At 75.0% G+C, this 26387-nt stretch carries 21 protein-coding genes; 13 read left to right on the plus strand and 8 right to left on the minus strand.

Translation table 11 applies throughout. The features are described 5' to 3' along the window. Positions 1–1133: 1133 nt before the first annotated feature. Genes VE614_RS22280 through VE614_RS22335 form a run of 12 tightly spaced genes read left to right on the plus strand, consistent with a single transcriptional unit; the run spans position 1134 to position 15856 of the window. On the plus strand, positions 1134–2324 hold the full coding sequence (locus VE614_RS22280; RefSeq protein ID WP_324939916.1) for a DUF4255 domain-containing protein: 1191 nt from the start codon (positions 1134–1136) through the stop codon (positions 2322–2324). Next, positions 2321–2752, plus strand: coding sequence for a hypothetical protein (locus tag VE614_RS22285; RefSeq protein ID WP_324939919.1), 432 nt, complete (start codon positions 2321–2323; stop codon positions 2750–2752). The genes VE614_RS22280 and VE614_RS22285 overlap by 4 nt, the downstream gene beginning before the upstream one ends. After that, positions 2749–3390, plus strand: a complete 642-nt coding sequence (locus VE614_RS22290) for a hypothetical protein (RefSeq protein WP_324939922.1) — start codon at positions 2749–2751, stop codon at positions 3388–3390. The genes VE614_RS22285 and VE614_RS22290 overlap by 4 nt, the downstream gene beginning before the upstream one ends. Before the next feature lie 15 nt (positions 3391–3405). Continuing rightward, a complete protein-coding gene (locus tag VE614_RS22295) occupies positions 3406–3732 on the plus strand; it encodes a LysM domain-containing protein (RefSeq protein WP_324939925.1) in 327 nt (108 codons plus the stop codon). Then, positions 3729–4850 carry a hypothetical protein gene (locus tag VE614_RS22300; protein ID WP_324939928.1) on the plus strand — a complete coding sequence of 374 codons (1122 nt, stop codon included), beginning with the start codon at positions 3729–3731 and terminating at the stop codon, positions 4848–4850. The genes VE614_RS22295 and VE614_RS22300 overlap by 4 nt, the downstream gene beginning before the upstream one ends. Continuing rightward, on the plus strand, positions 4847–5440 hold the full coding sequence (locus tag VE614_RS22305; protein WP_324939931.1) for a phage baseplate assembly protein V: 594 nt from the start codon (positions 4847–4849) through the stop codon (positions 5438–5440). Before VE614_RS22300 ends, VE614_RS22305 begins: the two co-directional genes overlap by 4 nt. 7 nt (positions 5441–5447) lie before the next feature. Continuing rightward, positions 5448–5801 carry a hypothetical protein gene (locus VE614_RS22310; RefSeq protein WP_324939935.1) on the plus strand — a complete coding sequence of 118 codons (354 nt, stop codon included), beginning with the start codon at positions 5448–5450 and terminating at the stop codon, positions 5799–5801. 5 nt (positions 5802–5806) lie between these two features. Then, positions 5807–6169, plus strand: a complete 363-nt coding sequence (locus tag VE614_RS22315) for a GPW/gp25 family protein (protein ID WP_324939987.1) — start codon at positions 5807–5809, stop codon at positions 6167–6169. Continuing rightward, on the plus strand, positions 6166–9057 hold the full coding sequence (locus VE614_RS22320) for a putative baseplate assembly protein (RefSeq protein ID WP_324939938.1): 2892 nt from the start codon (positions 6166–6168) through the stop codon (positions 9055–9057). The genes VE614_RS22315 and VE614_RS22320 overlap by 4 nt, the downstream gene beginning before the upstream one ends. Beyond that, positions 9054–12320, plus strand: coding sequence for a putative baseplate assembly protein (locus VE614_RS22325; protein WP_324939941.1), 3267 nt, complete (start codon positions 9054–9056; stop codon positions 12318–12320). Before VE614_RS22320 ends, VE614_RS22325 begins: the two co-directional genes overlap by 4 nt. Next, complete coding sequence (locus tag VE614_RS22330) at positions 12317–14440, plus strand: hypothetical protein (protein WP_324939944.1); 2124 nt, start codon at positions 12317–12319, stop codon at positions 14438–14440. Before VE614_RS22325 ends, VE614_RS22330 begins: the two co-directional genes overlap by 4 nt. A 45-nt stretch (positions 14441–14485) precedes the next feature. Then, positions 14486–15856, plus strand: coding sequence for a DUF6519 domain-containing protein (locus VE614_RS22335; RefSeq protein ID WP_324939948.1), 1371 nt, complete (start codon positions 14486–14488; stop codon positions 15854–15856). A gap of 40 nt (positions 15857–15896) precedes the next feature. Here VE614_RS22335 and VE614_RS22340 read toward each other — a convergent pair whose 3' ends face one another. The 8 genes from VE614_RS22340 to VE614_RS22375 all read right to left on the minus strand — a co-directional run bounded on the left by VE614_RS22340 (position 15897) and on the right by VE614_RS22375 (position 25395). Next, positions 15897–16556 (minus strand): hypothetical protein, encoded by a 660-nt coding sequence (locus tag VE614_RS22340; RefSeq protein ID WP_324939951.1) that lies wholly within the window; start codon positions 16554–16556, stop codon positions 15897–15899. 53 nt (positions 16557–16609) lie between these two features. After that, complete coding sequence (locus VE614_RS22345) at positions 16610–19507, minus strand: helix-turn-helix transcriptional regulator (RefSeq protein WP_324939953.1); 2898 nt, start codon at positions 19505–19507, stop codon at positions 16610–16612. A gap of 198 nt (positions 19508–19705) precedes the next feature. Further along, a complete protein-coding gene (locus tag VE614_RS22350; protein ID WP_324939956.1) occupies positions 19706–20713 on the minus strand; it encodes a (-)-alpha-amorphene synthase in 1008 nt (335 codons plus the stop codon). Further along, positions 20697–22142: a cytochrome P450 gene (locus VE614_RS22355; protein WP_324939959.1), complete on the minus strand. Its 1446-nt coding sequence runs from the start codon at positions 22140–22142 to the stop codon at positions 20697–20699. Before VE614_RS22355 ends, VE614_RS22350 begins: the two co-directional genes overlap by 17 nt. A gap of 213 nt (positions 22143–22355) precedes the next feature. Continuing rightward, entirely contained in the window at positions 22356–23012 is a 657-nt protein-coding gene (locus tag VE614_RS22360) for a dienelactone hydrolase family protein (RefSeq protein WP_324939963.1), read from the minus strand. 105 nt (positions 23013–23117) lie between these two features. After that, positions 23118–23459: a hypothetical protein gene (locus tag VE614_RS22365; protein WP_324939967.1), complete on the minus strand. Its 342-nt coding sequence runs from the start codon at positions 23457–23459 to the stop codon at positions 23118–23120. Then, complete coding sequence (locus tag VE614_RS22370; RefSeq protein WP_324939970.1) at positions 23459–23719, minus strand: hypothetical protein; 261 nt, start codon at positions 23717–23719, stop codon at positions 23459–23461. Before VE614_RS22370 ends, VE614_RS22365 begins: the two co-directional genes overlap by 1 nt. Positions 23720–24993: 1274 nt before the next feature. Beyond that, on the minus strand, positions 24994–25395 hold the full coding sequence (locus VE614_RS22375) for a DUF5997 family protein (protein ID WP_324939974.1): 402 nt from the start codon (positions 25393–25395) through the stop codon (positions 24994–24996). A gap of 58 nt (positions 25396–25453) precedes the next feature. Here VE614_RS22375 and VE614_RS22380 point away from each other — a divergent pair, with 58 nt between their 5' ends. Beyond that, positions 25454–26281 (plus strand): LysR family substrate-binding domain-containing protein, encoded by an 828-nt coding sequence (locus VE614_RS22380; RefSeq protein ID WP_324939978.1) that lies wholly within the window; start codon positions 25454–25456, stop codon positions 26279–26281. Positions 26282–26387: the final 106 nt, after the last annotated feature.

Genomic DNA, 26387 nt, shown 5'->3' on the forward strand with positions numbered 1-26387 from the left:
GTGCTCTCGCCGGGAAGCCCGGCCCTGGGGCGGAATCCGGAAGAGGGGGCACCGATCGTCTCGCGTGCGCCGCGCGAGGCTGACGGGATGTCGCCGGACGCCTCGGCGGCGCAGGGCGAGCCCGGGGACGTATCACCGGATGCCTCGGGCGGCTCGCGAGTGCTGCGTCGGTCCGAGGGCACGTCGACGCACGCCCCAGCTGTGTCACGTACGTCCGGCGGTGTATCGCCGGTCGGCCCCGCGGCGCCGCGCGAGTCCGGCGGCGTGCCGCACGCAGACGCGGCCGTGCGGCGTCTCTCGGAGCGTGCGACGACGCCGACGGTCTCCACCCCGCCCCTCCACCCCATCGCCCCGTCGCCGAAGCCCCCGGCCACGCCCACGAGTGGCCGTACCCCCGCCGCCGACCTGCCGCCGAATGCCTCCGCTCCCCACCGACGTATCTCCACCCCGCCGTCGGCAGCCCCAGCGGCGCAACCCTCGGCCCGAGACCTGTCGTCGCCGCCCCCCATGCCCGGGCCCGGGCAGACCCGAGCACAGCCACCAACCCCTTACGTGCCGCCGGAGTCCGTCGATCCGTCCCCGGTGCCGGAGTCCTCGCCGGCCCCGCCGCGCACCTCGGCCCCCGCGCCGCAGCATCCGACCACGGTCCGGAGAACTTCCGGTTCTTCCCCCAAGGGCCGCGCCGCACCCGCCAAGCCCTCGTCCCCAGGCCCGAAGCCCCCAGCCCGGCGCCCCGAGTCCCCCACCGCACAGCACGCGCAGCGAGCGCCCCGCGTCCTCCCTCACGACCCCGGACGTCTCCCCACCCGGCTTACTCCACCACCCCCAACGCCCGTAACAACAACACCCGTAACAACAACACCCGCAAAACCAACACCGGCAACGCCACCAAAAGCCGCAACGACAACAACGCCGCCGACACCGGCAACGCCGCCAAGGCCCCCAACGCCGCCAACGCCCCCAGCACCCACCGCCTCCCCCCGACCAAGCCCCCCGGCCACCCCGGAGACCGTCATCCGCGTCACCATCGACCGTTTGGTGGTGCACACGACCGCCGCGTCACCGCCGGACGAGCCCCCCGCGCCCTCGCGTCGCCCGGCGCTCAGCCTTGAGGACTACCTCGGGAGGCGGTCGTGAGTGACGCGCTCGCCATCGCGGCGGTGACCGAGACGTTGCGAGCCGTGCTCCAGGAGGCCGTGGAAAGTGCCGTGCCCGGCGCGGCGGTGACGGCGCGTCATCCGGAGCGGGCCGGTGTCGAAGCCGGCACCGCCGCCGCGCTGAACGTGTTCCTCTACCGCACGGCGGTCGACGGCGCCTGGCGCAACGCGGACCCCGTCGGCACCCATCCGGGCGAGACCCGGCACCCCGCGCTGCCCCTCGTGCTGCACTATCTGCTCACCGGGTACGCCGCCGACGCCGAGGACTCCACGCTCCCCGAACGGCTGCTCGGCGCGGCGATGTCGGCGTTGCACGCCAGGCCGGTGCTGCGGTCCGCCGAGCTGAAGGCGGCCGCGGGGTTCAGCGATCTGCATCTGCAGCCGGAGGCGGTGCGGATCACCCCCGCGGAGCCCGCGCCCGGCGAGCTGTACCGCCTGTGGGAGGCACTGGGCCACACCTACCGGCTGTCGGCGGCCTACGAGGCCAGGGTCGTGCTCATCGACAGCGCCACACCGGGCCGTACACCGCTGCCGGTGCTGCGGCGCGGGGACTCCGGGCGCGGGCCGGAGGCGATGCCGTGGACCACCGTTCCGTGGCCGGCGCTGCATGCCGTCCGGCCCGCGGTGGCCGCGCCCGGCGCCGAGCTGGTGCTGAGCGGCACGGGGCTCGGGGCGGGGACGCCCAGTGTGCGCCTGACGCATCCGCTGCTCGGCGGTCCGGTGGTGCTGCCCGCCCGCGCCGACGGCGGCGGCACCGTCCACGCGACCCTGGGCGAGGAGCACGGCGCGGGGCGCTGGTCGGCGGTCGTGGTGCTCACCGCGCCGGACGGAAGCGAACGCACCACCGGTCCCAGGCCCCTCCACATCGCGCCCCGCATCACCGGCGCCCTGCCGCTCACCGCCGCGCGGGACCGCTCGGGGGGTGTGGTGCTCACCGTGGAGTGCGCTCCGGCGGTCCGTCCCGGTCAACGGGCCGAGCTGCTGGTGGCGGATCAGCCGGTGCCCGCCGAGCCGTTCGCGCGGGCCACCCGAAAGCTGCGGTTCCGGGTGGCGGCCGCGCGGCCGGGCCGGTATCCGCTGCGGCTGCGCGTCGACGGGGTGGACAGTCCGCTGACCGACGGGCCGGCCGAGCACTTCGACGCCGACACGGCGGTGGTGATCACATGACGGGCACCCGGGTCGAACTGCGCATCCGGCGGCTGGAACTGGACGCCCGCGTCCGGCCGTCGCGGGCGGCACTGTGCGCGGCCGTCGAGGCCGAACTGGCCGTCCTGCTCGGCCACGCATCGGCGGTGGCCGGGCGTCCGGCCGTACCGGCGGACCCCCACATCACCGACCTCGCCCGGCACATCGCCCGTGCCGTCCACGCGGCACTGCGCGAACGGCGGCGGGAAGCCGTCCCGCGCGCGGCCGCCGCGGCGCAAACCATCCCACGGGACGCCGCCTCACGGGAAACCACCCCACGGGAAACCACCCCACGGGAAGCCGCCCCACGAGAAGCCGTCCCCCACGAGACCGTCCCGCCGGGAACCACCGCGCCGGGAACCACCGTGCCGGGAACCACCGCGCCGGAGGCAGGTGAGCGTTCGTCATGACCACACCCGCGCCGCGCCGCGGCGGCTTCGTCTTCCTCGACCCCGAGCAGGGCTCGGTGCTCCGGGTCGTGCCCTTCCAGTACAACCCCGACACCATCACCCGCACCGTGCGGCCCCGGGGCATCGGAGCCGACGCCGGGGACCGGCTGGAGGCACTGCGACTCCAGGGCCCGCCCCGGGAGACGTTCCGGATCGACGCGGAGTTCGACGCCACCGACCAGATCGCCGGGGCCCCGGGCGGCGCGCCACCCGCCGGCAGCGGGCTGTTCGGGATGCTGTCCGCGCTGGAGAGCGCGGTGTGCCCCACGGCCGCCCAGCTCACCCAGCAGAACGACCTCGCCGCCCGCGGAATGCTCGAGATCGCCCCGGTGCAGGGGCCGCTGCCGGTGCTGGTGCTCGGCCCGCACCGGGTGCTGCCGGTGCGGGTGCTGGACCTCGACGTGACGGAGGAGACGTACGACGGCGAACTCACCCCGATCCGGGCGCGGGTGACGCTGACCGTCCGGATCCTCACCGTCGACGACGTCGGCCACCAGCACAAGGCGGGCGGCCTCTACCTGCAGTACCAGCAGAACCGGGAACGCTTCGCGGCACTCGTGGGATACGGCGCCGGCGCGGTCGGCTACCAGGGCCGCTGAACGAGGAGATCGGACATGATCGAGCCCACCAGCAGATACCACCAGGTCCCCACCGCCACCCACACCCTCGCGGACGGCCGGACCGTCACCCATCTGCGCCGCCGTCCGCTGCCGCGGCCCGAGCGACTCGCGGTCCTCGGCGAGCACGTCGTCGTCGCCGGCGACCGGCTCGACCTGATCGCGGCCCGCTGGTACGGCGATCCCGAGCAGTCCTGGCGGATCGCGGACGCCAACCGGGCGATGCGCCCGGACGAGCTGACGGCCGTCCCCGGCCGACGGCTGCGGATCACCCTGCCCGCCGAGGCGTCGGCGGCGCCGGTCGCGGGCGAGCCGGCCCGGTGACGGTCCACAGCCTGCACCTGATGCTGCTCGTCGGGGACACCGTGCCGAGCCCGGCCCCGGCACAGCTCGTCGACGCCCTGCACGCGGCCCGGATCACCGCCGCCACCGGCACCACCAACGGCTTCCAGCTGACCTTCGCGCTCGGCCCCCGCTCGCCGCTGCACCGCGCGGTCCTGCCGTCCGGCGCCCTGCACCCGAAGAAGCGGGTCGTCGTGGCCGTGGTCCTCGCGGGCCGCTGCCATGTGCTCGTCGACGGGGTGATCACCCGGCAGGAACTGCACGCGGGACGGGCGCCCGGCGCGTCGTATCTCGTCGTCACCGGCGAGGACCTGACGGTGCTCATGGATCTGAAGCACGTGCGGCGCGCCTTCCCGGGACTGGCCCCCCATCTGCGGGCGACGGCCGTGTGCGCCGGATACGCGCAGTACGGCATCACCCCGCGGGCCGTGGCCCCGGCCCTCACCGACCAGCCCAACCCGGTCGTCGAGATCCCGGTCCAGTCGGCGACCGACCTCGCCTATCTGCGCTCCATGGCCGCCGACGTCGGACACGTCTTCCACCTCGAACCGGGCCCGACCCCGGGTGTCAGCACCGCCTACTGGGGCCCGCAGAAGCGGGAGGGGGCCCTGCAACCCGCCCTCACCACCGGCTGCGGAGCGGCCGACAACGTCGAGGAACTGACCTTCGCCCTCGACGGGCTCGCCGCGTCCGGGCACGGCACCCACCGGCTGGAGGGCTCGTCCGCCAGTTCCTCCGAGGTCACGGCCCCCGAGCCCCGCCTGCTGCGGGCCGCCCTCGCCGCGGGCCCCGCCCCCGCGCTGCGCACCGAGGCGCTGCGCGGCCAGACCGGGCGGCCGCTGCCCCGGACCCTGCTGGCCGGGCTCGGCCGGGCGGTCGCCGCCGACCCCGTCACCGGCCGGGGCACGCTCGACGTCCTGCGCTACGGCCATGTCCTCAGCCCGCACGGTCTGGTCGGGGTGCGCGGGGCGGGCCAGGCCTACGACGGCCGGTACCTCGTGGCCGCCGTCACCCACGACCTCACCCGGGACGCCTACAGACAGCACTTCACGCTGGTCCGCGAAGGACTCGGCGCCGACATCCAGGTGGTGACCCCATGACAGCACCCCACGCGAACCCGGCAGCACCCGACGCCGCGTCGACGATGCCGCAGGCCGGCCCGGCCGCACCGGGGGCGAAGCAGTGGCACGGCATGTACGAGGGCGTCGTCGTCTCCGCCGTCGACCCGACCGGCGTCGGGCGGCTGATGGTGCGCGTCCCCGAGGTGCTGGGTGACGACAACCCCGTGTGGGCCGCGCCGCTCACCCCGATGGCCGGACCGGACTGCGGGATGTACGTGGTGCCGCCCCCGGACTCCGGGGTGTGGGTGCGGTTCCTGGACGGTGACCTGGACCGGCCGGTCTGCGTCGGCTTCCGGCGCGGCAGCTCGGGGGACGTGCCCCCGGCGGCCGGGGACACCCCGCCCGGCATCCCGCAGATCGTGCTGGCGACCCCCACCGGAAACGCCCTGGTGATCAGCGACCTGCCGGGCCCGTCGGGCGGGATCAAGCTGCAACTGCACGGCGGCAACGGGCCGTACCTCAAGATCAACGAGATGTCGATCGAGCTGTCCTGCGGCCCCGGACTCGCCACCGTCCAACTCGCCGGACCCCAGGTCACCGTCAACGGCGGCGCGCTCACGGTGCTGTGAGGACACCATGCCAGGACTGCTGATGCACTACGGCGCGATGATGATGTGCGCCCATCCGCCCGGCCTCGTCACCATCCCGGCGCCGGTGCAGCAACGCGTGCTCGTCGGGCCGCAACCGGTCGCCACCAGCGCCGACATGTTCCTGGTGGCCGGCTGCTCGTTCCCGGCCATGACCCTCGGCGCGCCGCCCTGCACCGGCGTCACCTGGCTCCACACCTCCACCCGGGTGTTCGTGAACGGCCTGCCCGTGCTGCTGCATCCGAGCCCGCCGGCCAGCCCCGCTCCCGCGATCGGGATCGGCACCCCGCCGCCCAACCCCCCGCTGGTGCTGGCGATGCAGCTGCGGGTGCGGGGGATGTGACCGCGATGAACATCGACTTCCCCTACCACGTCGACGCCCGCGGCCGCACCGCGGTCACCGGCCACCCCGATCACGTCCGGGACATGATCGAGCAGGTCCTCTTCACCAGCCCCGGCGAACGGGTCAACCGGCCCGACTTCGGCTGCAACCTCCTCGACCTGGTCTTCGCCGGCAACAGCCCGGAACTCGGCGCCACCCTCCAGACGACCGCCCAGGCGGCCCTCCAGCGCTGGCTCGGCGACCTGATCGCGGTGGAGTCCCTGACGGTGACGTCCCGGGAGGCCACGCTCGACGTGCACGTCGCGTACGTCCTCAAGGCCACCGGGGAGAGCCGTACCGTCAGCGTGCGCACGGGGGTGACCTCATGACCGACACGACCGGCATGACCGGACTCGGCGACGCCGAGGGGGGACCGGCCGCCCGGCTCGCCGGGATCGACGCCGTACGGGCGCACCGGGACCGGCGCACCCTCACCGTCATCTTCTCCGGCCCCCTCCCACGGCACCTGGGCCGCGACAGCTTCCTGATCGAGGGCGGCCGGCGCGTCGTCGGACTGCGGGTCCTGCGAGTCACCGACGAGACCGACGAGACCGGCGAGATGCCGGGGGAGCGGGCGGTGAGCCGGCTCCGGCTCACCCTGGACCGGCCGGGCGACGACTCCACCTACCGGCTGCGGGTACTGGGCCGCGGCTTCCACGGCGGGCGCAACCGCGCCGAGTTCACCTTCCGCCCGACCGCCCGCCCCGAGACGGAACCCGCGGCCGAGCCCGCCGCCCCGCCCGCCCCTCCCGCGCCCGCCATCGACTACCTGGCCAAGGACTACGCCGGTTTCCGGCGGCTGCTCCTGGAGCGGCTGTCGCTCACCCTGCCGCAGTGGACCGAACGCCATGTACCCGACCTGTGGATCACCCTGGTGGAGATCCTCGCCCACGTCGGGGACCGGCTCAGCTACCACCAGGACGCCGTGGCCACCGAGGCCTACCTGGACACCGCCCGCCTGCGCACCTCGGTACGACGGCACGCCCGGCTGGTCGGCTACCCGATGCACGACGGATGCGCCGCCCGCACCGTCGTCTGCCTGGAGACGAACGCGGCCGTCGCCGTGCACACCCAGGATCTGGCGTTCACCGCGCTCCCCGAGGGCGAACTCCCCCCGGTGAGCGGCCCCGTGATGCCCGCCGCCGCCCTCGCCGCCGGCCCGCACCCGGTCTACCAGCCGCTGGAGCGCACCGAGATGTGCCTGCGGCCCCAGCACAACAGCGTCCCCCTGTGGGCCTGGGGGAAGGACGCCTTCCCGCTGCCCGCCGGCACCACCCGGGCCGCCCTCCGCGACGGCCGGCCCGGCCGTGCCCTGGAGTTCCAGCCGGGCGACCTGATCGTCCTCGAAGAGACGCGCGGCCCCGACGGCGGCCCGCCCGACCCGGCGCACCGGCAGGCGGTCCGCCTCACCCGGGTCACCCGCGACACCGACGCGAACACCGGCACCCCCGTACTGAAAATCGCCTGGGCGGAGGAGGACGCCCTCGCCTTCCCGCTGTCCGTGCGCAACCCGCGCGGTGCCGACGGCCGGCCGGGCGCGACCGTCGTGGCGCGCGGCAACGCCGTCCTCGTCGAGCACGGACTGGAGAACACCTGGCTGGCCGACGCCACCGCCGAGATCATCCACGTGCCGGACACCGTCCCGGAGCCGGACGGCGTACGCCGGCGGCCGTTCACGGCCCGGCTGAACGGCCGGCCCCTCACCTGGTCGGCGCCCTACCCGCGCCCCGGCGACATGGCCGCGGCCCAGGCCCACCGGCTCCTCGACCTCGCCGCCGAGGCCCGCGACCGGCTGCGCGACCTCCAGTACTCGGCGACGGACCTCACCGACGACGACCGCGCCTTCCTGCGGCTGCTGTTCGGCCGCGCCTTCGCCGACGACGCCGACCCCGAGGACACGCTGCACCGTCTGCGGTCCCGTTTCGACGAACTGCTGCGCCCGAAGATCCGCCAGCTCGAACGCCTGATCCGCAAGGCCCGCTCCGGATACGTCCTCAACCCGGCGGACGTCGGCTGGGAGTTCGACCGCACCTGGGGCGGCGTCGCCGGTGCCTCCCTGCTCCCCGGCAACCCCGCCCTGCACGGCCCGGCGAGCACCGCGCTGCGCCCCGACCCCCGTGAGGCGCTGCCCGCCGTGCGCCTGGTGGAGGAAGACGCCGGCCGGACCGAGCAGCCGGTCCGGCCGCCCCGCCGGGACGTGCCGTCCGGCGGACCGCCGGCGCCGCCCGTGCTGCGCCCGGTGGAGGAGGCCGACCGCACCGGGAAGCCGTCCTGGCTGCCCCGCCGCGACCTGCTGGCCAGCGGGCCCCGCGACCGGCATGTGACCGCCGAGACCGACGACGACGGCGTCCTCTCCCTCCGCTTCGGCGACGGCCGGTGCGGACGGGCCCCCACCCCCGGCAGCAAGCTGAGCGCCGTCTACCGGGTGGGCAACGGCCGCGCGGGCAACACCGGCCGCGAGGCCGTCAACCGCGTCGCCGCCCGCGACGCAGGCCTGGACGGCATCGTCACCCGCGTACGCAACCCCCTGCCCGCGACCGGCGGCACCGACCCCGAACCCGTCGCCGAGGTACGCCTCGCCGCCCCCCGCGCCCCCTTCCGCACCCTGCTGCGCGCGGTCACCGCCGACGACTACGCCACCCTCGCCGCCCAGCGGCCCGGCGTGCAGCGCGCCGCCGCCACCCTGCGCTGGACCGGCAGCTGGTACGAGGCAGACGTCGCCCTCGACCCGGACGGCGCCACCGCCCCCTCCGCCCGGCTCCTGGAGGACGTCCGCGCCGACCTGTACCGCTACCGGCGCATCGGCCACGACGTGGTCACCCGCCCCGCCCTCCTGGTGCCCCTCGACCTCGCCCTCGACGTGCTCGTCGACCCGCACCACATCACCGCCCACATCCGCGGAGCACTGCTGCGGCGGCTGTTGCCCGGACGCCGCCCCGGCGGCCGGACCGGATTCTTCGACCCCGCCGCGCTCACGTTCGGCACCCCCGTGCGGGCCAGCGCCCTGGTCGCCCTGTGCATGGACGTTCCCGGTGTGCGGCACGCCGAGGTCACCCGGCTGCGCCGGATCCACGACTTCGACGAGGCGGTGCCGGGCCCGGACGTGCCGTCCTCCGGCGAACTGCGGATGCGGCCCCTGGAGATCCCCCGCCTGGACGGCGACGTCACCCGCCCGGAGAACGGCCGGCTGACCCTGCACCTGAGAGGAGGACGATGACCTCCCCGACCGACCGCCCAACCCCGACCGACCGCCCAACCCCGACCGACCGCCCGGCTCCGCCCCGCAACCGGCCCGGGCTGCCCGCCCTGTCCTACCGCGTCGGCACCCACCGCCAGTTCTTCGACGCGATGCTGGCCCGGCTGTCCGAGGCGGGCGCCCTGCCGCCCGACGAGGACGGCCCCCTCGCCGCGCTGACCACCCGGGAGCCCGACGACCCCACGATCGCCCTGCTGGACGCCTGGGCCGTCGTCGCCGACGTGCTGACCTTCTACCAGGAGCGCATCGCCAACGAGGGCTACCTGCGCACCGCCACCGAACACGACTCCCTGGTCCGGCTCGGCCGGCTCGTCGGCCACCGGCCCCGCCCCGCCCTCGCCGCCGCCACCCACCTCGCCTACACCCTCGACCCCGGCTCGTCCTGTGTGGTGCCGGCCGGCTCCCAGGCCAGGAGCACGCCCGAACCGGGCGGCCTGCCGCTGCCCTTCGAAACGTCCAGGGACCTCACCGCCCGGGCGGAGTGGAACCGGCTGCCCGTCCGCACCACCCGCCCGGTCACCCTGACCCCCGACCTCGCGCTCCGCGTCCCCGCCCTCGACGTCGACGGCGTCCAGCACCCCTTGCGCCCCGGCGACCGCCTGCTGTTCACCTACCCCGACGCCCGGCTGGACCTGACCCGCATGGTCGAGGACGTGGAGCGGGACCCCGCCCGCGGGCGGACCACCGTACGGCTGCGCGTGCCCGCCCCGGCCCGGCAGCTCGACGTCGCGGTGGACGCGCTGCGCGAGGACCTGGAGGAGGCCGCCCGGCGGGCCGACGCCCGCGGCCCCTTCGAAGAACTGCTCGACCTGCTGCGGGACGTCCGGGAACGAGCCGGGGAACTGCGCGACCCCGACACCTTCGCCGCCCGGCTCGACCGCAGGCTGCGCCGGCTGCGCGAGCGGCTGCCCGACCTCTCCGGCGAGCTGGACACGGACGCCCTGGCCGAGCGGGCCGCCGTCCGGCTCGCGGCCGTCCGGGACGCCGTCCGCCGCCTGACCCGGGAACCCGCCGAACCGCCCGGAGCGGCCGGCCGCGACGCGCTGGCACGCGACCTCGCCACCCCCGGCCGCGGCATCCTGCACAGCGTCGACCCACTGCTCGACGCCCTCGGCCGCGGCGGCCCCCCGCCCGGCACCCGGTCCCTGGCGCCGCCCCCCGTCGGCGCCGTCCTCGGCGCCGGCTCCGACGCGCTGCCCCGCCTCCTCGCGGGCAACCGGCCCGGCCTCACCGCCTCCCTGTACGACGCGCTGGCCGCCGTCGCCCCGGCCGGCACCCCACCGCCGGGCGTGCTGCACTTCCGCCTCACCACGGCCCCCCTCGGCGCCGCCGTCCCCGATGACGAGCGGGTCCGCCGGCTGCTGCGCTCCGCCGTGCCCGCCCGGGCCGACGGGACCGCACCCCTCGCCGCCGACGTCCTGCTGCTGGACGCGGTACACGAGGACATCCAGCCCGGCAGCCGGATCGCGGTGCGGGTGGCGGGCCGCTCCCGCACCCGCGTCCTGCGCGTCACCGAGGCCGACCGGATCGCCGTCGGCAACGAGCAGGACGCGGTCCGGGTGACCCGGCTGCGCCTGGACGCGCCCTGGACGGAGAACGTCGACGACATCGCCGCCCGCCGCGCCACCACCGTGTGGGCCGCGCCCGTGCCGCTCCTCCTCGCGCCCTCGCCCGACCCCACCGACGTGCTGGGCGACGCCATCGACCTGGACGGCACCTTCGAGGGACTGGCCCCCGGCCGGCTGCTCGTCGTCTCCGGCGAACGCACCGATGTCGTACCCGACGCCCCGCCCGCGGACGGCGCCGTGCCGGGCCGCCGCCCCGGCGTCCCCGGCGCCGAACTCGCCGTCCTCGCCGGAGTGCGGCACGCCTTCGACGGCGGCTCGGCCGACGCCCGGGTCCGCACCACCCTGTTGCTCACCGCCCCGCTCGCCCACCGCTACCGCCGTGACAGCGTCGTCGTGCACGGCAACGTCGTCCCGGCGACCGCGGGGGAGACCGTCACCGAGGTGCTCGGCAGCGGCGACGGCGCCCGGGCCGGACAGGTGCTGCCGCTGAAGCAGGGCCCGCTCGTCTGGCTGCCGTCCACGACCGCCGACGGCGGCGAGGAATCCCTGACCGTCCGCGTCGACGACGTGGCCTGGCGGCGCACCTCCGACCTCGGCGAGGCGGGCCCGGCCGACCAGGTCTACCGCCTCGTCGCGGGCACCGACGGCCGGGCGGCGGTGGAGTTCGGCGACGGACGGCACGGCGCGCGACTGCCCACCGGCAGCGAGAACGTCACCGCCCGCTACCGCGTCGGCGGCGGCCGGGCCGGCAACGTCCCGGCCGGGCGGATCAGCCAGGTGTTCAGCAAGCCGCTCGGCGTCAGCGCCGTGACCAACCCGCTGCCCGCCGCCGGCGGCGCCGACGCCGACGGCCCCGCCGAACTGCGCCAGGCGATCCCGCTGCGCCTCGCCGCCTTCGACCGGCTGGTCTCGGTGCGCGACTACGAGTCCTTCGCCCGCGCCTTCGCGGGCGTCGGCAAGGCCGTGGCCCGACGCGTCACCGACGGTCGCCGCCCGCTCGTCCACGTGACCGTCGCCGCCGCCGGCGACGCCCCCCTCGACCCCGCCGCACCGCTGCTGACCGCGCTGCGCACCGCCCTGCGCCGGTACGGCGACCCCGGACTGCCGGTCCGGGTCGAACCCTGCGAACGGGTCCGGCTCGTCGTCGTCCTGGGCGTACGCACCCTGCCCACCCACCTCCCCGAGAAGGTCGAGCGGCGCGTGCGCGAAGCGCTCGCCGCCCGGCTGGGCTTCGACGCGGCCCGGCTGGCCCAGCCCGTCTACCTCAGCGCCGTCGTCGCCGCCGCGCACGCGGTGCCCGGCGTGGACTTCGTCGACGTGGACGCCTTCGGCGGGGTCCCGGAGGGCGCCGCCGCCTCCGAGGCGGCCCGGTTCGCCGCCCACCCGTCCGTGGTCCCCATCGTGCCCGCGCTGCCCGCGGGCCCCCGCGCCGTACGCGAGACGGCCGGCCCCGAGGGCACCGCCGTCGTCGTCGACGCCGCGCACGCCCCCACCGTCGTCCTCGACGCCGCGCACGCCCCCACGGTCGTCCTCGACCGCCCCGGCACCCCGCGGCCCCCCGCCCCCGGCCCGGCCCGCACCCTGCTGCGTCCGGCCCAGCTGGTGCTGCTCGACCCCGCCGTGCCCGGGACCCTGATCCTGCGGAGGATTCCATGACCCCCGACGAGCTGTACGCCCTGCTGCCGGCGGTGCACCGCCGGCACGACGAGGAACGCGGCCGCCCGCTGTACACGCTGCTCGGCGTCATCGCCGACCAGGTGCGGGTCATCGAGGAGGACATCGACCGCCTCTACGACAACTGGTTCATCGAGACCTGCGACGACTGGGTGGCGCCCTACATCGGCGACCTCGTCGGCTACCAGGTGCTGCCCGGCATCGCCGCCGCCCTCTCCGACGACACCGCCCGCGCCACCGGCCTCCCGGCCGCCGCCGTGCCCCGCCGCGACGTCGCCGACACCGTCGCCAACCGCCGCCGCAAAGGCACTCTGGCCCTCCTGGAGGACCTGGCGTCCGGCGTGGCCGGCTGGCCCGCCCGCGTCGTCGAGTACCGCCGCACCCTCGCCGTCACCCAGCCGGTGCGCCGGTACACCTCCGACGACCTCGACGCCCGCCGCCGCCGGGCCCGCGGCGCGCTCGTCGACGTACGGCGGGCCGGGCCGCCGGCCGGTACCGGCGGGCCGTTCGACGAGCTGGCCCGGACCGTGGAGGTGCCCCGCGCCGGCTCCCCGCGCCGCTCCGGCCGGTACGGCGTCCAGTCCGTGGGCCTGCACGTGTGGCGGCTGCGCACCTACTCGGTGACACGCGCCCCCGCGTACTGCCTGGACCGGGACGACGCCTGCTACACCTTCAACGTGCTCGCCGTCGACACGCCCCTGTTCACCGCGCCGCTGCCCGAGCCGTCGAGCGGCCATGTCGCCGACGAGACCAACGTCCCGGAGCCCATCGGCCGCCGGGCCCTCGCCGAACGGCCGTACGACTTCTACGGCCCCGGCAAGAGCCTGTGCGTCTGGACCGGCCAGGATCCCGAGGACGATCCGGTGCCGCTGAGCCGGATCGTGGCCGCCGACCTCTCCGACTGGCGGTACCGCCCCGTGGGCGACCAGGTCGCCGTCGACCCCGTCCTCGGCCGTCTCGCCCTGCCCACCGGCACCGCCCCCGCCCGCGGCGTCCGGGTGACGTACCACCACGCCTTCTCCGGCGACCTCGGCGGCGGCGAGTACCCCCGCCCGGACGCGCCCGCGACCGGCAAGACGGCCCGCTACCGGGTCGGCCCCGGCCAGGACCACCAGCGCGTCAGCGACGCCCTCGACCGCTGGCACGCCGAGAAACAGGGCGACCCCGACAAGACCGCGGCGGTCGTCGAGCTCACCGCCAACGACGTCCACGAGGACCTCACCGACATCCGGCTCGACCCCGGAGACCTCCTCACCCTGCGGGCCGCGGACGGCGTCCGACCCGTCGTGCGGCTGTCCGGACGGCACGGCGACCACCCGCGCGTTCTGCTGGTCGAGGGCCCCGAACGCGGCCCCCGCACCGCGCGGCTCGTCCTCGACGGCCTGCTGCTGACCGGCGGCGGCGTGCGCGTCACCGGCCGGATCTCCCAGCTCACCGTCCGGCACTGCACGTTCGTGCCCGGCTGGGCCCTCACCCCCGGCGGCACCCCCCTCGCGCCCGACGCGCCGAGCCTGGAGATCGCCGACGGCCCGGTCCGGGTCGAGGTGCGGCACAGTGTGCTCGGCGCCCTCACGGTGGCCGGCCAGGACGAGCCCTCCCGCATCGCCCTGTACGACACCGTCCTCGACGCCGACCGGCGCGAGTCGACCGCGCTCTCCGACCCGTACGGCGGCCCCGCCCCCGTCCTCCTCACCACCCGCCGCACCACCGTGATCGGCTCCGTCCGCGCCCGCGCCGTCGACGTCCTGGAGAACTGCCTGTTCGACGGCGAGCTCCGGATCACCCGGCGCGACCAGGGCTCCGTGCGGTTCTGCTGGGTGCCCCCCGGGTCGCGGACCCCGCCCCGCTTCCACTGCCGGCCCGAGCCCGCAGACGATCCCGCCCGGGTCGCGCTGCGCTTCGCCGGCACCCGGTACGGCTTCCCCGACTACGTCCGGCTCGCCGACGGCTGCGCCGAGGAGATCCGCCGCGGCGCCGACGACGGCGGCGAACCCGGCGCCCTGCACCACCTGTTCGAGACCCAGCGCGAGGACAACCTGCGCACCCGGCTCGCCGAGTACACACCCGCCGGATGCGACACCGGACTCTTCTTCGTCACCTGACAGCCGCCGCGCGGCCCCACCCCCCACAGGCAGGAAACACCCCCCATGCACGGCGACTTCTCCCGCGTCACCTTCGACCCCGCCCGGCGCTTCTCGGCCGTCCTGTCCCAGCAGGGCCGCGTCCAGCTCGACGCCGAGATCAACGAACAGACGGCGATCCTCCTGCACTACCTGCGCACCCTCGCCACCGACCTGCTCGGCCCCGCCGCCTACCCGCCCGACGAAGACCCGGACGGCGTCGGGGCGTTCGGCGTGGACGGCTACGACGGGGACAACTTCACCGTCGCGCCCGGCCGGATGTACGTCGACGGCATCCTCTGCGAATGCGACGGCACCGACTACTGGAACCAGCCCGACGGCCACCTCGACACCGAGCGGGCGGACGACCACCTGCCGTCCGGGCCCTTCCTGGTGTACCTGAGGGTCTGGGAACGGCTGGTCACCGCGGTCGAGGCGCCCTGGATCCGCGAGGTCGCCCTCGGCACCGACGGCCCGGACACCACCGCCCGCACCCGAGTCGTCTGGCAACTGTGCCTGCTCCCGATGGAACGCGGCGGCCCGGTCCCCGACGTGCGCAAGGCGGTGCGCTACGTCCGCGACCGCATCCGCCGCCGCTTCGAACCCCGCGGCATGCTCGCCGCCCGCACCCGGCGCCCCGACGAGACCCCCGCCGTCAGCGAACTGCCCCCGTCCGCCGGCTACCGCGCCCCCGAGAACCAGCTGTACCGGGTGGAGGTGCACCACGGCGGCCCCGAGGGCACCGCCACCTTCAAATGGTCCCGGGAGAACGGCTCGGTGACCCTGCCCGTCCGCGACATCTCCGGACCCGCCGTCCGGCTCGACACCCTCGGCCGCGACGACAAGCTCGGCGTGGACACCGGCGACGTGGTGGAGCTGGTCGACGACGCCACGGTCTGCCGCGGCGCCTCCGACCGGCCCGACGAGGGCTGCGGCCGGCTCTACACCGTCCGGGAGATCGACTACGGCGGCTACCAGGTGCTCCTCGACGCCGACCCCGCCGACGACCCCTACCTCCCGGCCGCCGGCCGGGTCCCGTCCCGCCATCCGCTGCTGCGCCGCTGGGACCACGGCGGCAGCGCGTGGGGCGACGGCGCCGCCGAGATGGGCCTGCCCGTCCGCGAGGGCGAGTGGCTGCCCCTGGAGGACGGGGTGGAGATCCGCTTCGAGCCCGGCGAGGGCCGGTCCCGCGTCTACCGGCGCGGAGACTACTGGCTCATCCCCGCCCGCGTCCTCACCGGAGACGTCGAATGGCCCCTCGGCCACCGTGGACGCCCCCTGCCCCGCCGCCCGCACGGCATCCGGTACCACTACGCCCCGCTGGCCTACGTCGAGCCGCGCGGCGGCGGCGACTTCCGGCTGGTCGACCTCAGAGTGCCGTTCCCGCCCCGCCGGTAGCCGGACACCGGGACAGGGCAGCAGCCGGCTCGGCCGCCTCTCAGCGCCCGACGAAGCCGAACAAATACACCATGTACACCAGGAACAGAACGAGGATGACGCCGATCGCGGTCCAGTTGGTGCGCCCCACCGACACCTCCGCACCCGTCGTCAGGTTCCGCAGCCGCCGCACCCGCAGCGTCCCGCGCTGGAACTCGCCCGTCGCCCGCACCCAGTCGCCCTCGTGGACGGTCCCCTCGAAGGAGTCGCCGCGCATCTCGACGGCGACCAGACGCAGCTGCTCGCCACTGTGCCGGTCCTGGATCTCGGCGCGGAAGTTGCACACCACCGTCGTACTCGTGGTCCAGGCACTCCGTGTGAACTCGGTGCGCATCTCCACGTTCCGCGCCACACCCTCGATGGTGCCGCGGCCCGCGTAGACCAGCGTCAGCGGCGGCTGCTGCTCCGGCCTGGGCGGCGGAACGCGGTCGATCGTCACCGTGTCCGGGTGCCCCCGCCACGTCCTGCGGTGGGGGGAGTGCCCCAGCCATGTCCGCCGGTCGTCGGCCACCTGGGGCAGGGTCCTCGGGAGCCGCCACCACGGCCGCTTCGGGGGCTCCCCGGTGTTGTACGGCGCCAGCCAGGCGCCGCACCAGCGGCACTGCTGCGCGCTCTCGGGTGCGTCCCTGCCGCAGCTCTCGCAGGTCCAGGCGCCGTCCACACGACCATCATCGCCCCGGTGCCGCTCCTGCGCCACACGGGTGACAGCGCACGTCACGCCCGCGGCAGCGCCTCCAGCGCGTCGACGAGGCCGGCCGGATCGGTGCCCAGCTTCCGGTAGACGGCCGACAGAAGCTGACGCACCCCCTGCTCGGTGAGATGCAGTTCCTTGGCCACCATCGAGACCGGACGGCCCTGGGCCGCCAGCTCCGCGGCCCGGCGCTCGTGCCCGGTGAGCGTGTCCGTCTGCGCGTACCTCAACGGCAGCGGGCGCAGCCCGGCGGTCGACAGCTCCTCCCTGGCCCGCCCGGCCAGCGCCTCCGCACCGCAGTGGACGGCGACCTCCAGACCCTGGTACAGGCGGTCGGCGGCGTCCTGCAGCCGGCCGTACCGGGACAGCGCGGCACCATGCCCGACCAGCGCCCGGGCCAGCTCGTACGCGGACGGCGACTGCTCCAGGCGTTCCACCGCCTCCGCGTACAACTCCAGCGCCGCCCGCCCGCCGGTCACCTCGGCCTCGGTCCGCAACGCCTGCCCGATCACCGACGCCGCCCCGAAGTCCCGGGCGTGCGCCACGGCGTCCCGGGCCACCCGCACCGCCCGGTCCGGCGCGGTCCGCGCCAGCGCGGCCGACAGATCCAGCCGCCACGGGCACCACGAGGGATTGCGCCAGTCCCGCCCCTCCAGCCACGCCCCGACCTCGCCCAGCAGCTCCGCGGCCTCGGCGTGACGCCCCTCCGCCAGCAGGAGTTCGGCGTAGACGGTCCGGGGGTCGGGGTAGATGACGGCGTTGGGCACGATCCGTCCGTACTGCTCGTGCTCGTCGGCGAGCCGACGGGCGGCGAGAGGGCGACCGCGGGCCAGGAGCGTCTGGATGAGGATCCCGACGGCGAACCACTGCGCCGGAACCGCGCCTTCCACCCGCTCGGCCGTGCGGAGGCCCTGGCGTACCCAGTGCTCCGCCTCGATCAGGTTGCCACGGCGGTAACGGATGTACCCGAACAGCGTCTGCCCGAGGGCCAGGTGAGAACCCCGCCACCCTTTCGCCTCGCACTCGGCCATCCCCCTGGTGAACAGCTCTTCCGCGCGCCGTGGCTGGTCGCAGTGCATGAACGTCAGAGCCACCGACACCGGAACCTCGAAGCCCCGGTTCTCGTCCGTCCAGCTCATCCCGCCCCGCAGGGCGTCCTCGGCGTACCTGAGGACGGACCGCCGCGGTTCCCCGCGCAGCAGGGAGTCCCAGGCACGCAGGCCCAGGATCCAGCGCTCCTCCGGGCCGCGTCCGGGCAGCCGCTCGGCCAGCTTCGTCAGCCTGCGGGAGCGGGCGGACGAGTCGCGTTCGTCCGTGCGGAACATGCTCCACACGAAGTGATCCCCCTGCATCCGCAGCCGGATCCGCGGATGGCAGGTCTTGGCCTCCTCCTCGGCCACCGTGGCGGCCTCCGCCATCCGGCCCGTGTGGGCCAGCGCCTGGGTCAGCCGGTAGACGATGGAGGCCCGCAGCTCCGGGTCGAGACCGGGTTCCGCCAGGGCCTCGCGCAGATGAGTGACCGTGGCCGTCGGTTCGATCAGGAAGGTGGCGCAGGCCAGTTGATGCAGCAGTGCGGCGCGCTGCTCCGGAAGGGGCGGCTCCTGCAGCGCGCGGCTCAGCAGTCGGCGGGCGGCTTCCGGCGCCCCGGCGCGAAGGTATTCGTGTGCGGCTTCGCGGAGACTTTCGACCGCTTCCGGCTTGCCTTCGCAGGGCACCTCCATCAGGTGGCGGGCAGCGGCCCCAGGGCCGAACCCGGCAGCGCGGACGGCAACCGCCGCCGCGTTGTGATAGCCGCTGCGGAAGTGTGCGGGGATGGAGCGGTAGATCGTCCTGGCGATGATCGGGTGTGCGAAGTCCAGGGAACCGCCCGGCGCGTCGCCCTCGGCCACGATCCGCGCGGCGCGCAGTTTCTCGACCGCCTCGGCCGCGGCCTCACTGCCGACCGCCGCCAGCGCGGCGGCGATGGCGGGTGAGAACGGGGAACCGAGGACGGCCGCCGCGTGCGTGAAGCGCACGGTGCTGGTGCCCAGTCTGTTCAGACGGTCGAGGAGGCCGGGGCCCTTGACCGCGGCGGCCAGGTCCCGCATGGCCGGCAGGTCCTCCCGGGTGCCCTTGAGGTTCCGCTCGGCCAGTCCGAGGGCGATCTCCACGGTCTCGAACGGGCTGCCACCGGTGGCCGACCAGCACTCGGCGCAGAACTCGTCCTCGGCCTGCTCTCCCACTTCCTCCCGCACGATCCGGGCGACAGCCCCCGTACTGAGCGGGGCGAGGGAGTAGGGACGGGGCCCGTGATCCTCGATGAGGGACCCGAACCCGGCTGCCTCGGGCGGCAGTTCCGCGGGCCGATAGGCGGAGATGATCAGAAGCGGAAGGTCCGCGACGCGCGGGGCGAAGGAGGTCAGCCAGCCGAGTGACTCCAGATCGACCCAGTGCAGGTCGTCGAGGAGCAGGACGACAGGTGCCTTCTTGAGCGTGAGGCGGGTCATCACCCAGTCGAGCCCGTCACGGACACCGGTCGGGTCCGGCAGACCGTTGTCCGCCGCCTCCAGCCCGAGGGCCGGGGCGACGATCGGATACCAGCTCCCCAGGAACTTGCGCAGTTCCGTCTCGTCCATCGCCGCCAGCGAGGGCTGAACCAACTGCCGGACCAGTCGGAACGCCAGATCTTGCTCCGCCTCCCCGCCGCGGCCCGAGAGCACGGTGAACCCGTGCCCGACGGCACGGGTGCGGGCCGCCGACAGCAGTGCCGTCTTCCCCAGCCCACCGGGACCGGTGAAGGCCAGCAGCCCGCCGCGACTCGGTCCGACGCCATGCGCCGGGGCTCGCAGCTCGGAGAAGGCGGTATCGAGCGCTTCGAGTTCCCTCCGGCGTTCGAACAACGGCCGTGCATGGGTGATCGGTTGCCGTGACACAGGCGCCATGTGCCTTACCGCTTCCTGTCGCTGGTCCTCGCAGGCAGGGTGAGCGTACGCCCAGGACACCACCCGGATGGCCGCATTAGGGCACGAGAAGGACAGGTTCGGGTGAATCAACGGCCTCGGTGGTTTGACGATCGATCCGTCTGGCAATGTCGTAGGACCGGCCCTCGTCGAGATCCGTGGAAGGCCAGTCGTCGAGCCTCACCGGAGCAAGGGCGTCGTGACCGCCTCCCCGTACCGCGGCACAGTGCGGGACCAGTAGTAACAGCCGCGTATCCAGCCGATCATCCCCTCCACATAGCCGACGCCGGCCGGGGTCAACTCCGGCTCGACCTCCGCGTAGACCCGCTCGAACTCACTGATCGTGTCGTTGATCTGCCGGATGGCCCGCGTGACGGCCGCCGGCAGCGAGCAGCGCTGCGCCTGCCGGTGGGCGAGGGCCAGGTTGATCACCTCACCCGTCCGTTGCTCCTTCACCGCGGAGAACAGGTCGGGGATCCACACCGCCGCGTCGGCGGACAGCCGCTCCAGCCGCCGCATGGCCGGGTGGTGCAGCTCCGCGTGGCTCAGCTCGCCGGGCTGCGAGGCCTCGCACAGCGGGTAGAACGGCTCGACGCCCGCGGTGAGCGAGCGGACCGAGGTGCACAGCTCGATCCGCAGGGGCACGGAACAGGTCTGGGCCACCGCCTCGTACAGCAGGCCGTGGACGTACTCCCGGCTCTTCCACGCCCACCGGGCGGCCTGCGCGGGTGTGCAGCGTTCCCTGACCTGGCGGTACAGGTCGGTCAGCGCGGAGCCGAGGGGAGTGGTGGGGGCCGCTCCGTCCCGCAGGATCGAGACGCTCTCGCAGAGCATCGGCAGCAGCCGGTCCGGCCATCGGCGGCCGACCTCCTCGGCCCGGTCGTCGTAGACGAATTGATAGGCGATCTGATTGGCCACGATCTGGAGGATCCCGGGATCCATGGCCGGGCTGTTGAAGGAGGCGAGTTCGGCGGGGCGGGTATAGGCGATCATCTCCAGCACGCCCGGTTCGTCGCTCAGCCCGCACTCCCTCAGCCATTTCTCCACCCCCGCCTCGGCCTCCGCCTCATGCGGGTTCCGCTGGAACGGAAAGGGCATGTAGAGCTGCGCGTCGATCAGTTCCCTCAGGCTGGAATGATGAATTCCGCCCTGCTGGGGGACCGTGATCTCCTCATGCGTCGTCGGCACCGTTGCCACCTGCCATTCGGGAGTCCGGTACGCGGATCGTCGTACGGTGCGCGGCGCCGGTCCGCTGGTGCGTCCGCGGTTCGCAGGTCATGCGCAGGGCCCTCGGTCCCAGCGTCACCGCGGGGCGGGACTCCGGGGCCCCACCGGGCCGGTGGGTCAGCCGCCAGCGGGCGGCGATGGTCGCCAGGGCGAGGGTGACCTCGGTCATGGCGAAGCCTTCGCCGAGGCACTTGCGGCTGCCCGCGGCGAAGGGCACCAGGGCGTGCTCCCGCCGTGCTGCGGTCCGGCCGGACAGCCAGCGCTCGGGGAGGAACCGCTCGGGCTCCGGGAAGGAGGCGGGATCGTGGTGCAGCAGGTACGGGCTGTACAGCACCGTCGTCCCACGGGCGAGGCGGTGTCCCGCCAGCTCCGTGTCCCGGGTGGTGACCCGGGTGAAGAGCCAGCCCGGCGGGGAGTGGCGCAGTGTCTCGGTGACGACGGCACGGGTGTGGCCGAGCCGGGGCAGGTCGTCCGCGCCGGGCCGCCGTCCGTCCGCGAGCACCGTGTCCAGTTCGGCGTGCAGCCCCCGTTCCGCCTCCGGATTGCCGGCCAGCAGATCGAAAGCGGAGGTCAGGCACAGGGCGGCGGTCTCGACGCCGGTGAGCAGCAGGGTGATGAGCTGGTCGTGGACCTCGCGGTCGGTGACCCCGCCGTCCTCGTCGCTCGCGGCGGCCAGCAGCACGCCCAGCAGGTCGTCGTGCTGGGCGTCGCCGCCGCGCCGTTCGGCGACGACCGCGTCCACGATCGCGTGCAGCCGGTCGACGGAGCGCCGGTAGCGCCGGTTGGCGGGTGTGGGGACCCGGAAGACGGCGTCGACCGGCACGATCGTGCGGATGAACAGGCCGCGCACCACATCGGCCAGGCAGCGCCGCACCTCGGCGTGGGTCGCCGGGTCGAGGGAGTCCGAGAAGAGCACACGGCTCATCACGCGTGCCGTGACCGTCATCATGGCCGCGCTGACGTCGACGTCCTGCCCGGCTCGCCAGCGGGCGGCCACCGCGGCGGCCTCCTCGCCCATCAGGTCCGCGTGTTCGGCTGCGCGGGAGGGGCGGAAGGCGGGCTGGAGCAGCCGGCGCTGACGGCGGTGCCGCGCGTGCGGGCAGGTGACGACTCCGTCGCCCATCAGCGAGCGGAGTCTGTCGTACAGCGTGCCGCCTTTGTCGAAGGTGGACGTGTCCAGCAGCATCCGGTGCGCCAGCTCCGGATGGCATACGACCCAGGCGCGCTGCGGTCCGAGCCGCACCTCCACCAGATCCCCGTGCGCCGGCAAAGAATTCAGAAACTCCAGCGGTCGGCGGAACAGGGCGATACCGTGGCCGAGGAGTGGGAACGCGCCGGGGGCACATTCCACTGTCCATTCCCGCTCTGGTTCCCTGACGGAACCGCTCATCGGATACCACCCGTCTCAGTCGAAACATGGAATTCGGTGATCTCTCACCGAACGGGCACTTGAATCATGTACTGCCCAGTTCAACCTGATCGCGGATTGCGGCATCCATTTTCCATGGGGGCGCACGGGTGCACGGGGAAGCACAACCCGAATATGCGCGAAAGCTCTGGGGACCGGCAGCCCGTGACATGACGGCGGGCCGGGCCCCCTTTCTCACCGGCTCGGGACCAGCCGCTCCCGGAACCAGCCGCCGGCCGCGGCGGCCACCTCCTCCAGGGCGCCGGGCTCCGGAAAGAGATGCGTGGCACCCGGCACGACATGGATCCGGTACGGCGCCGACAGCCGCGCGGCGGCCTCCTCGTTGAGCCCCAGCACCATCTCGTCCGCGCCGCCCACGATCAGCAGCACCGGTGCCCCGACCCGCGGCAGGACGTCGCCCGCCAGGTCCGGCCGCCCGCCCCGGGAGACCACCGCGTACACCCGCCGCGGCCGTTCCGCGGCGGCCACCAGCGCCGCGGCGGCGCCCGTGCTCGCCCCGAACAGCCCCACCGGGAGGTCCTCGGTGGCGCGCTGCCGCTCCAGCCAGTCGATCGCGTCCACCAGCCGCCGGGCCAGCAGACCGATGTCGAAGCGGTGCCGGGCGGTCAGGGCGTCGTCGCGCTCCTCACCCTCGCTCAGCAGATCCAGCAGCAGCGTGCCCAGACCCGCTCCGTTCAGTCTCCCGGCCACCGCCCGGTTGCGCGGACTGTGCCGGGAACTGCCGCTGCCGTGCGCGAACAGCACCACCGCCGGGTTCTCGCCGCCCGGCACGGTCAGATCCCCGGCGAGCGCCACCCCGTGGGCGGGTACCGTCACCGTCTCGGAGATCATCCGCCTCACCTCCGGGCCTTCGCCGACCCGCGAGCGCGACAGGCACGCGGGTCCACAGGCACGTGGACCCACGGCCCGACGGGGCCCGCCCGGTACGGGCCGCCGTCAGCGGGTCCGCTCGTCCGCCGATCCCTCCACGCCGGTCAGCGGGTCGCCGCTCGCCGTGCCGCCGGACGGGCCGTACCCCTCCGTGGCACTCGCCGTGCCCGGCACCACCCGCTCACGGGCCTGGCTCTCCCGGCCCGAGTGGGCTCCCGGCTCATCCTCGTCACGGGCGCGCGCGAAACTCTCCCGCCGGTGCGTGCCCTCGCCCGGCGGCGTCTGCGTCACCTCCTCGACGTCGTCCCGCTCGCCCTCCGCCTGGGAAGGCGTCGTGCGCGGCGGATCGTAGGCGGGGGTGACGTCGTCGCGTTCACCCTCGGCCTGGGACGGAGTCTGCTCGCTCATCATGTGCCTCCCGACGTCCGGTCGGTCCCCCCGGGTACCCGGCCCTGCGGAGCCCCATGCGAGGTCCCCGGCACACACCACCCCGCCGTCAGCAGCACGGCACCCGACCGGGCCAGGGCGGTGTCCGCGCGGCCCAGCGCGTGCGCCGCCCCGAGCACCGCGGCGAGCCCCGCACGGTCGTGCCGCTGGACGCCCGCCACCAGCAGCGCGTCGAGCTGACCGCCCCACACGGCCCGCTCCTCCCCGGAGGCCGCCGCCACCGCGGCCCGCACCCCCTCCGCCCACCGACGCACCGCGTCCGCACTGCCGTCGGCGGGGGAGGGGCCGGGTTCGTACCTGCGCGTCCTCGCCGACGCGGAACACTCCGGCACGCTCGCGCACGAACGCGAGGAGGGCGGCTGATGGGTCCCACACCCCACCCGGCCACCACCTCCCGGCCGGATCGGACCGGCCGCGAACAACAACGCGTCTCACCCGAGTCGAGTGGGACGGCGGAGCCGGGCCGCACGGAGAACGCGGCGCCGTCCGGCATGGCCGCGCGGATGCACCGAACGGAAAGCGCGTCGCCGCCCGGGGCGGTGGTGCGGGGAGACGGCACGCAGAGCGCGGCGCCGTCCCGCACGGCAGCGCGGGAGCGTCGTACGGACAGCGTGCCGCCGTCCGGCGGGCCGGGATCGCCGCGCGGCGCGTCGGCCACCGGGCGAGCCGTACCCCGCGACACCGGCACCGCCCCACCCACCCTGGAGAGCCCATGACCGCGCTGCTGTGGACCATCCGCTACGAGGCGCTGATGGCGGTCCGGCGGCGGGCCGTCTGGGCCGCGGTGCTGCCGCTGGCCGCGCTGACCCTGCTGCTCGCTCTCACCTCGCCCGTGGTCACCGGTTCGGCCGACCCGGCCGCCCGGGTCGGGATCACCGCCGTGCTCGTCAACGGCTTCTGCACGCTCGGACTCGCGCTCGCCCTGACCGACCGGCTGCGCCGCGGCGTGGAGACCCGCGGTATGCCGGAGCTGCTGGCCGCCACCGCCACCGGCCGGCTGTCCCGCAGCACGGGCGCCCTGCTCGGCCCGCTGCTCGCCGCGCTCGGCCCGGTCGCCGCGCTGCTGCTGCTCTACGGCGCGGTCCTGTCGCTCACCGCGGCCAGCGGCAGACCCCTCGCGACGGCGCTGATCGCCGTCGGTACGGCCGTGCTGCCCGCCGCCCTGCTGGCCACCGCCTTCGCCGGGCTGCTCGGCCTGCTGATGCCGGTGACCGCGGCGCGACCAGCAGACCGCCGAGCGACAGAGCGAGCGCGGCGGAGACCAGAGCACGGCGCAATGCCCTCATTCCGAATCCTCCCAGTCGGACAGGTCGTCCCGGGACGCAGAACGTCACGGGACCGGTGTCTCAGGACGAATCCGAACCGTGCACCCCGGGCGCCGGACCGGGGCGGATGGCAGGGAGGCCGGCAGGTCATGGCAGTGCGATGGCAGCACGCCGTCAGGGCGCGTGTCAGGCGCGTGTCAGGGTGGAGTCAGGGGCAGACAGGGCGCGCGTCAGGCGCGCGCGTCGCCCTCCTGCGCCCGCTCGGCGTCGCGCTTCTTCAGCCGGGCCGCCTCCTTGCGCACCTCGGCCTGTGTGGCGCGCTCCTTCTCCAGCCACTCGGGCCGCTCCTGCTTCAGCGCCTCGATCTGCTCGGTGGTCAGCGCCTCGGTGACCCCGCCGCGGGCCAGGCCGGCGATGGAGACGCCGAGCTTCGCGGCGACCACCGGCCGGGGGTGCGGGCCGTTGCGTCGCAGGTCCCGCAGCCACTCCGGCGGGTCGGCCTGGAGTTCGTCCAGCTGGGCGCGCGAGACGACGCCCTCCTGGAACTCGGCGGGGGTGGCGGGAAGGTACACACCCAGCTTCTTCGCCGCGGTCGCGGGCTTCATCGTCTGGGTGCTCTGGTGCGACGTCATGCCATCCAGACTATCGGCCGCCGGCGAGACCTCCGACCACAGCCGGTAACCTGGCGGGATGACCGACTCGGCGGATTCCCCCTCGTTCCGGCTCGCATACGTCCCCGGAGTGACGCCCGCCAAGTGGGTGCGGGTCTGGGCGCAGCGCTCGCCCGACGTCCCCCTCACGCTCGTCCAGGTGGAGCCCGCCGAGGCCTCCGATGTCCTGCGGGACGGCCGCGCGGAAGCGGGCCTGGTCCGCCTCCCCGTCGACCGTACGGTCCTCAGCGCGATCCCCCTCTACACCGAGACCACCGTCGTCGTGGTCCCCAAGGATCACGTGATCACCGCGGCGGACGAGGTGACCCTCGACGACCTCGCCGACGAGGTGGTCCTGCACCCCCTCGACGACGTCCTCGGCTGGGACCGGCCGCCGGGCGAGCCCGCCTTCGAGCGGCCCGCCACCACGGCCGACGCGATCGAGCTGGTCGCGGCGAACATCGGGGTCCTGATCGTGCCGCAGTCGCTGGCCCGGCTGCACCACCGCCGGGACCTCACCTACCGGCCGGTCGTGGACGCACCCCAGTCGAGCGTCGCCCTGTCCTGGCCGGAGGACGCCACCACGGACCTGGTCGAGGACTTCATCGGCATCGTCCGCGGCCGTACGGTCAATAGCACCCGGGGCCGTACCCGCCCGCAGCCCGAGACGGGCGCGGATGAGGGCACGGCCCGGCGCAAGCCCGCGGCCGGGTCCCGCGCCGCCGGCAAGACCGCGCACGGCGCCCGGTCCGGCGACGCCAGGGGCGGTGCGGCCAGGGGCGGTGGTGCCAGGGGCGCCGCCTCGAAGGGCGGCGCCAAGCAGGCGCCCAAGGGCGCGCGGCGGGGCAAGCCGCGCCGCCGGTCGTAACCCGGGGCACGACGCGGGGACGGGCCGTCACGACACGTACGACGCCCTCGCCGCCGTGGCGCCGATCCTGTCGCCGTCGGCACTGCTCAGCAGGTCTGCCGCCACC

The sequence above is a fragment of the Streptomyces sp. genome (genome assembly GCF_035645055.1).
Lineage (GTDB): Bacteria > Actinomycetota > Actinomycetes > Streptomycetales > Streptomycetaceae > Streptomyces.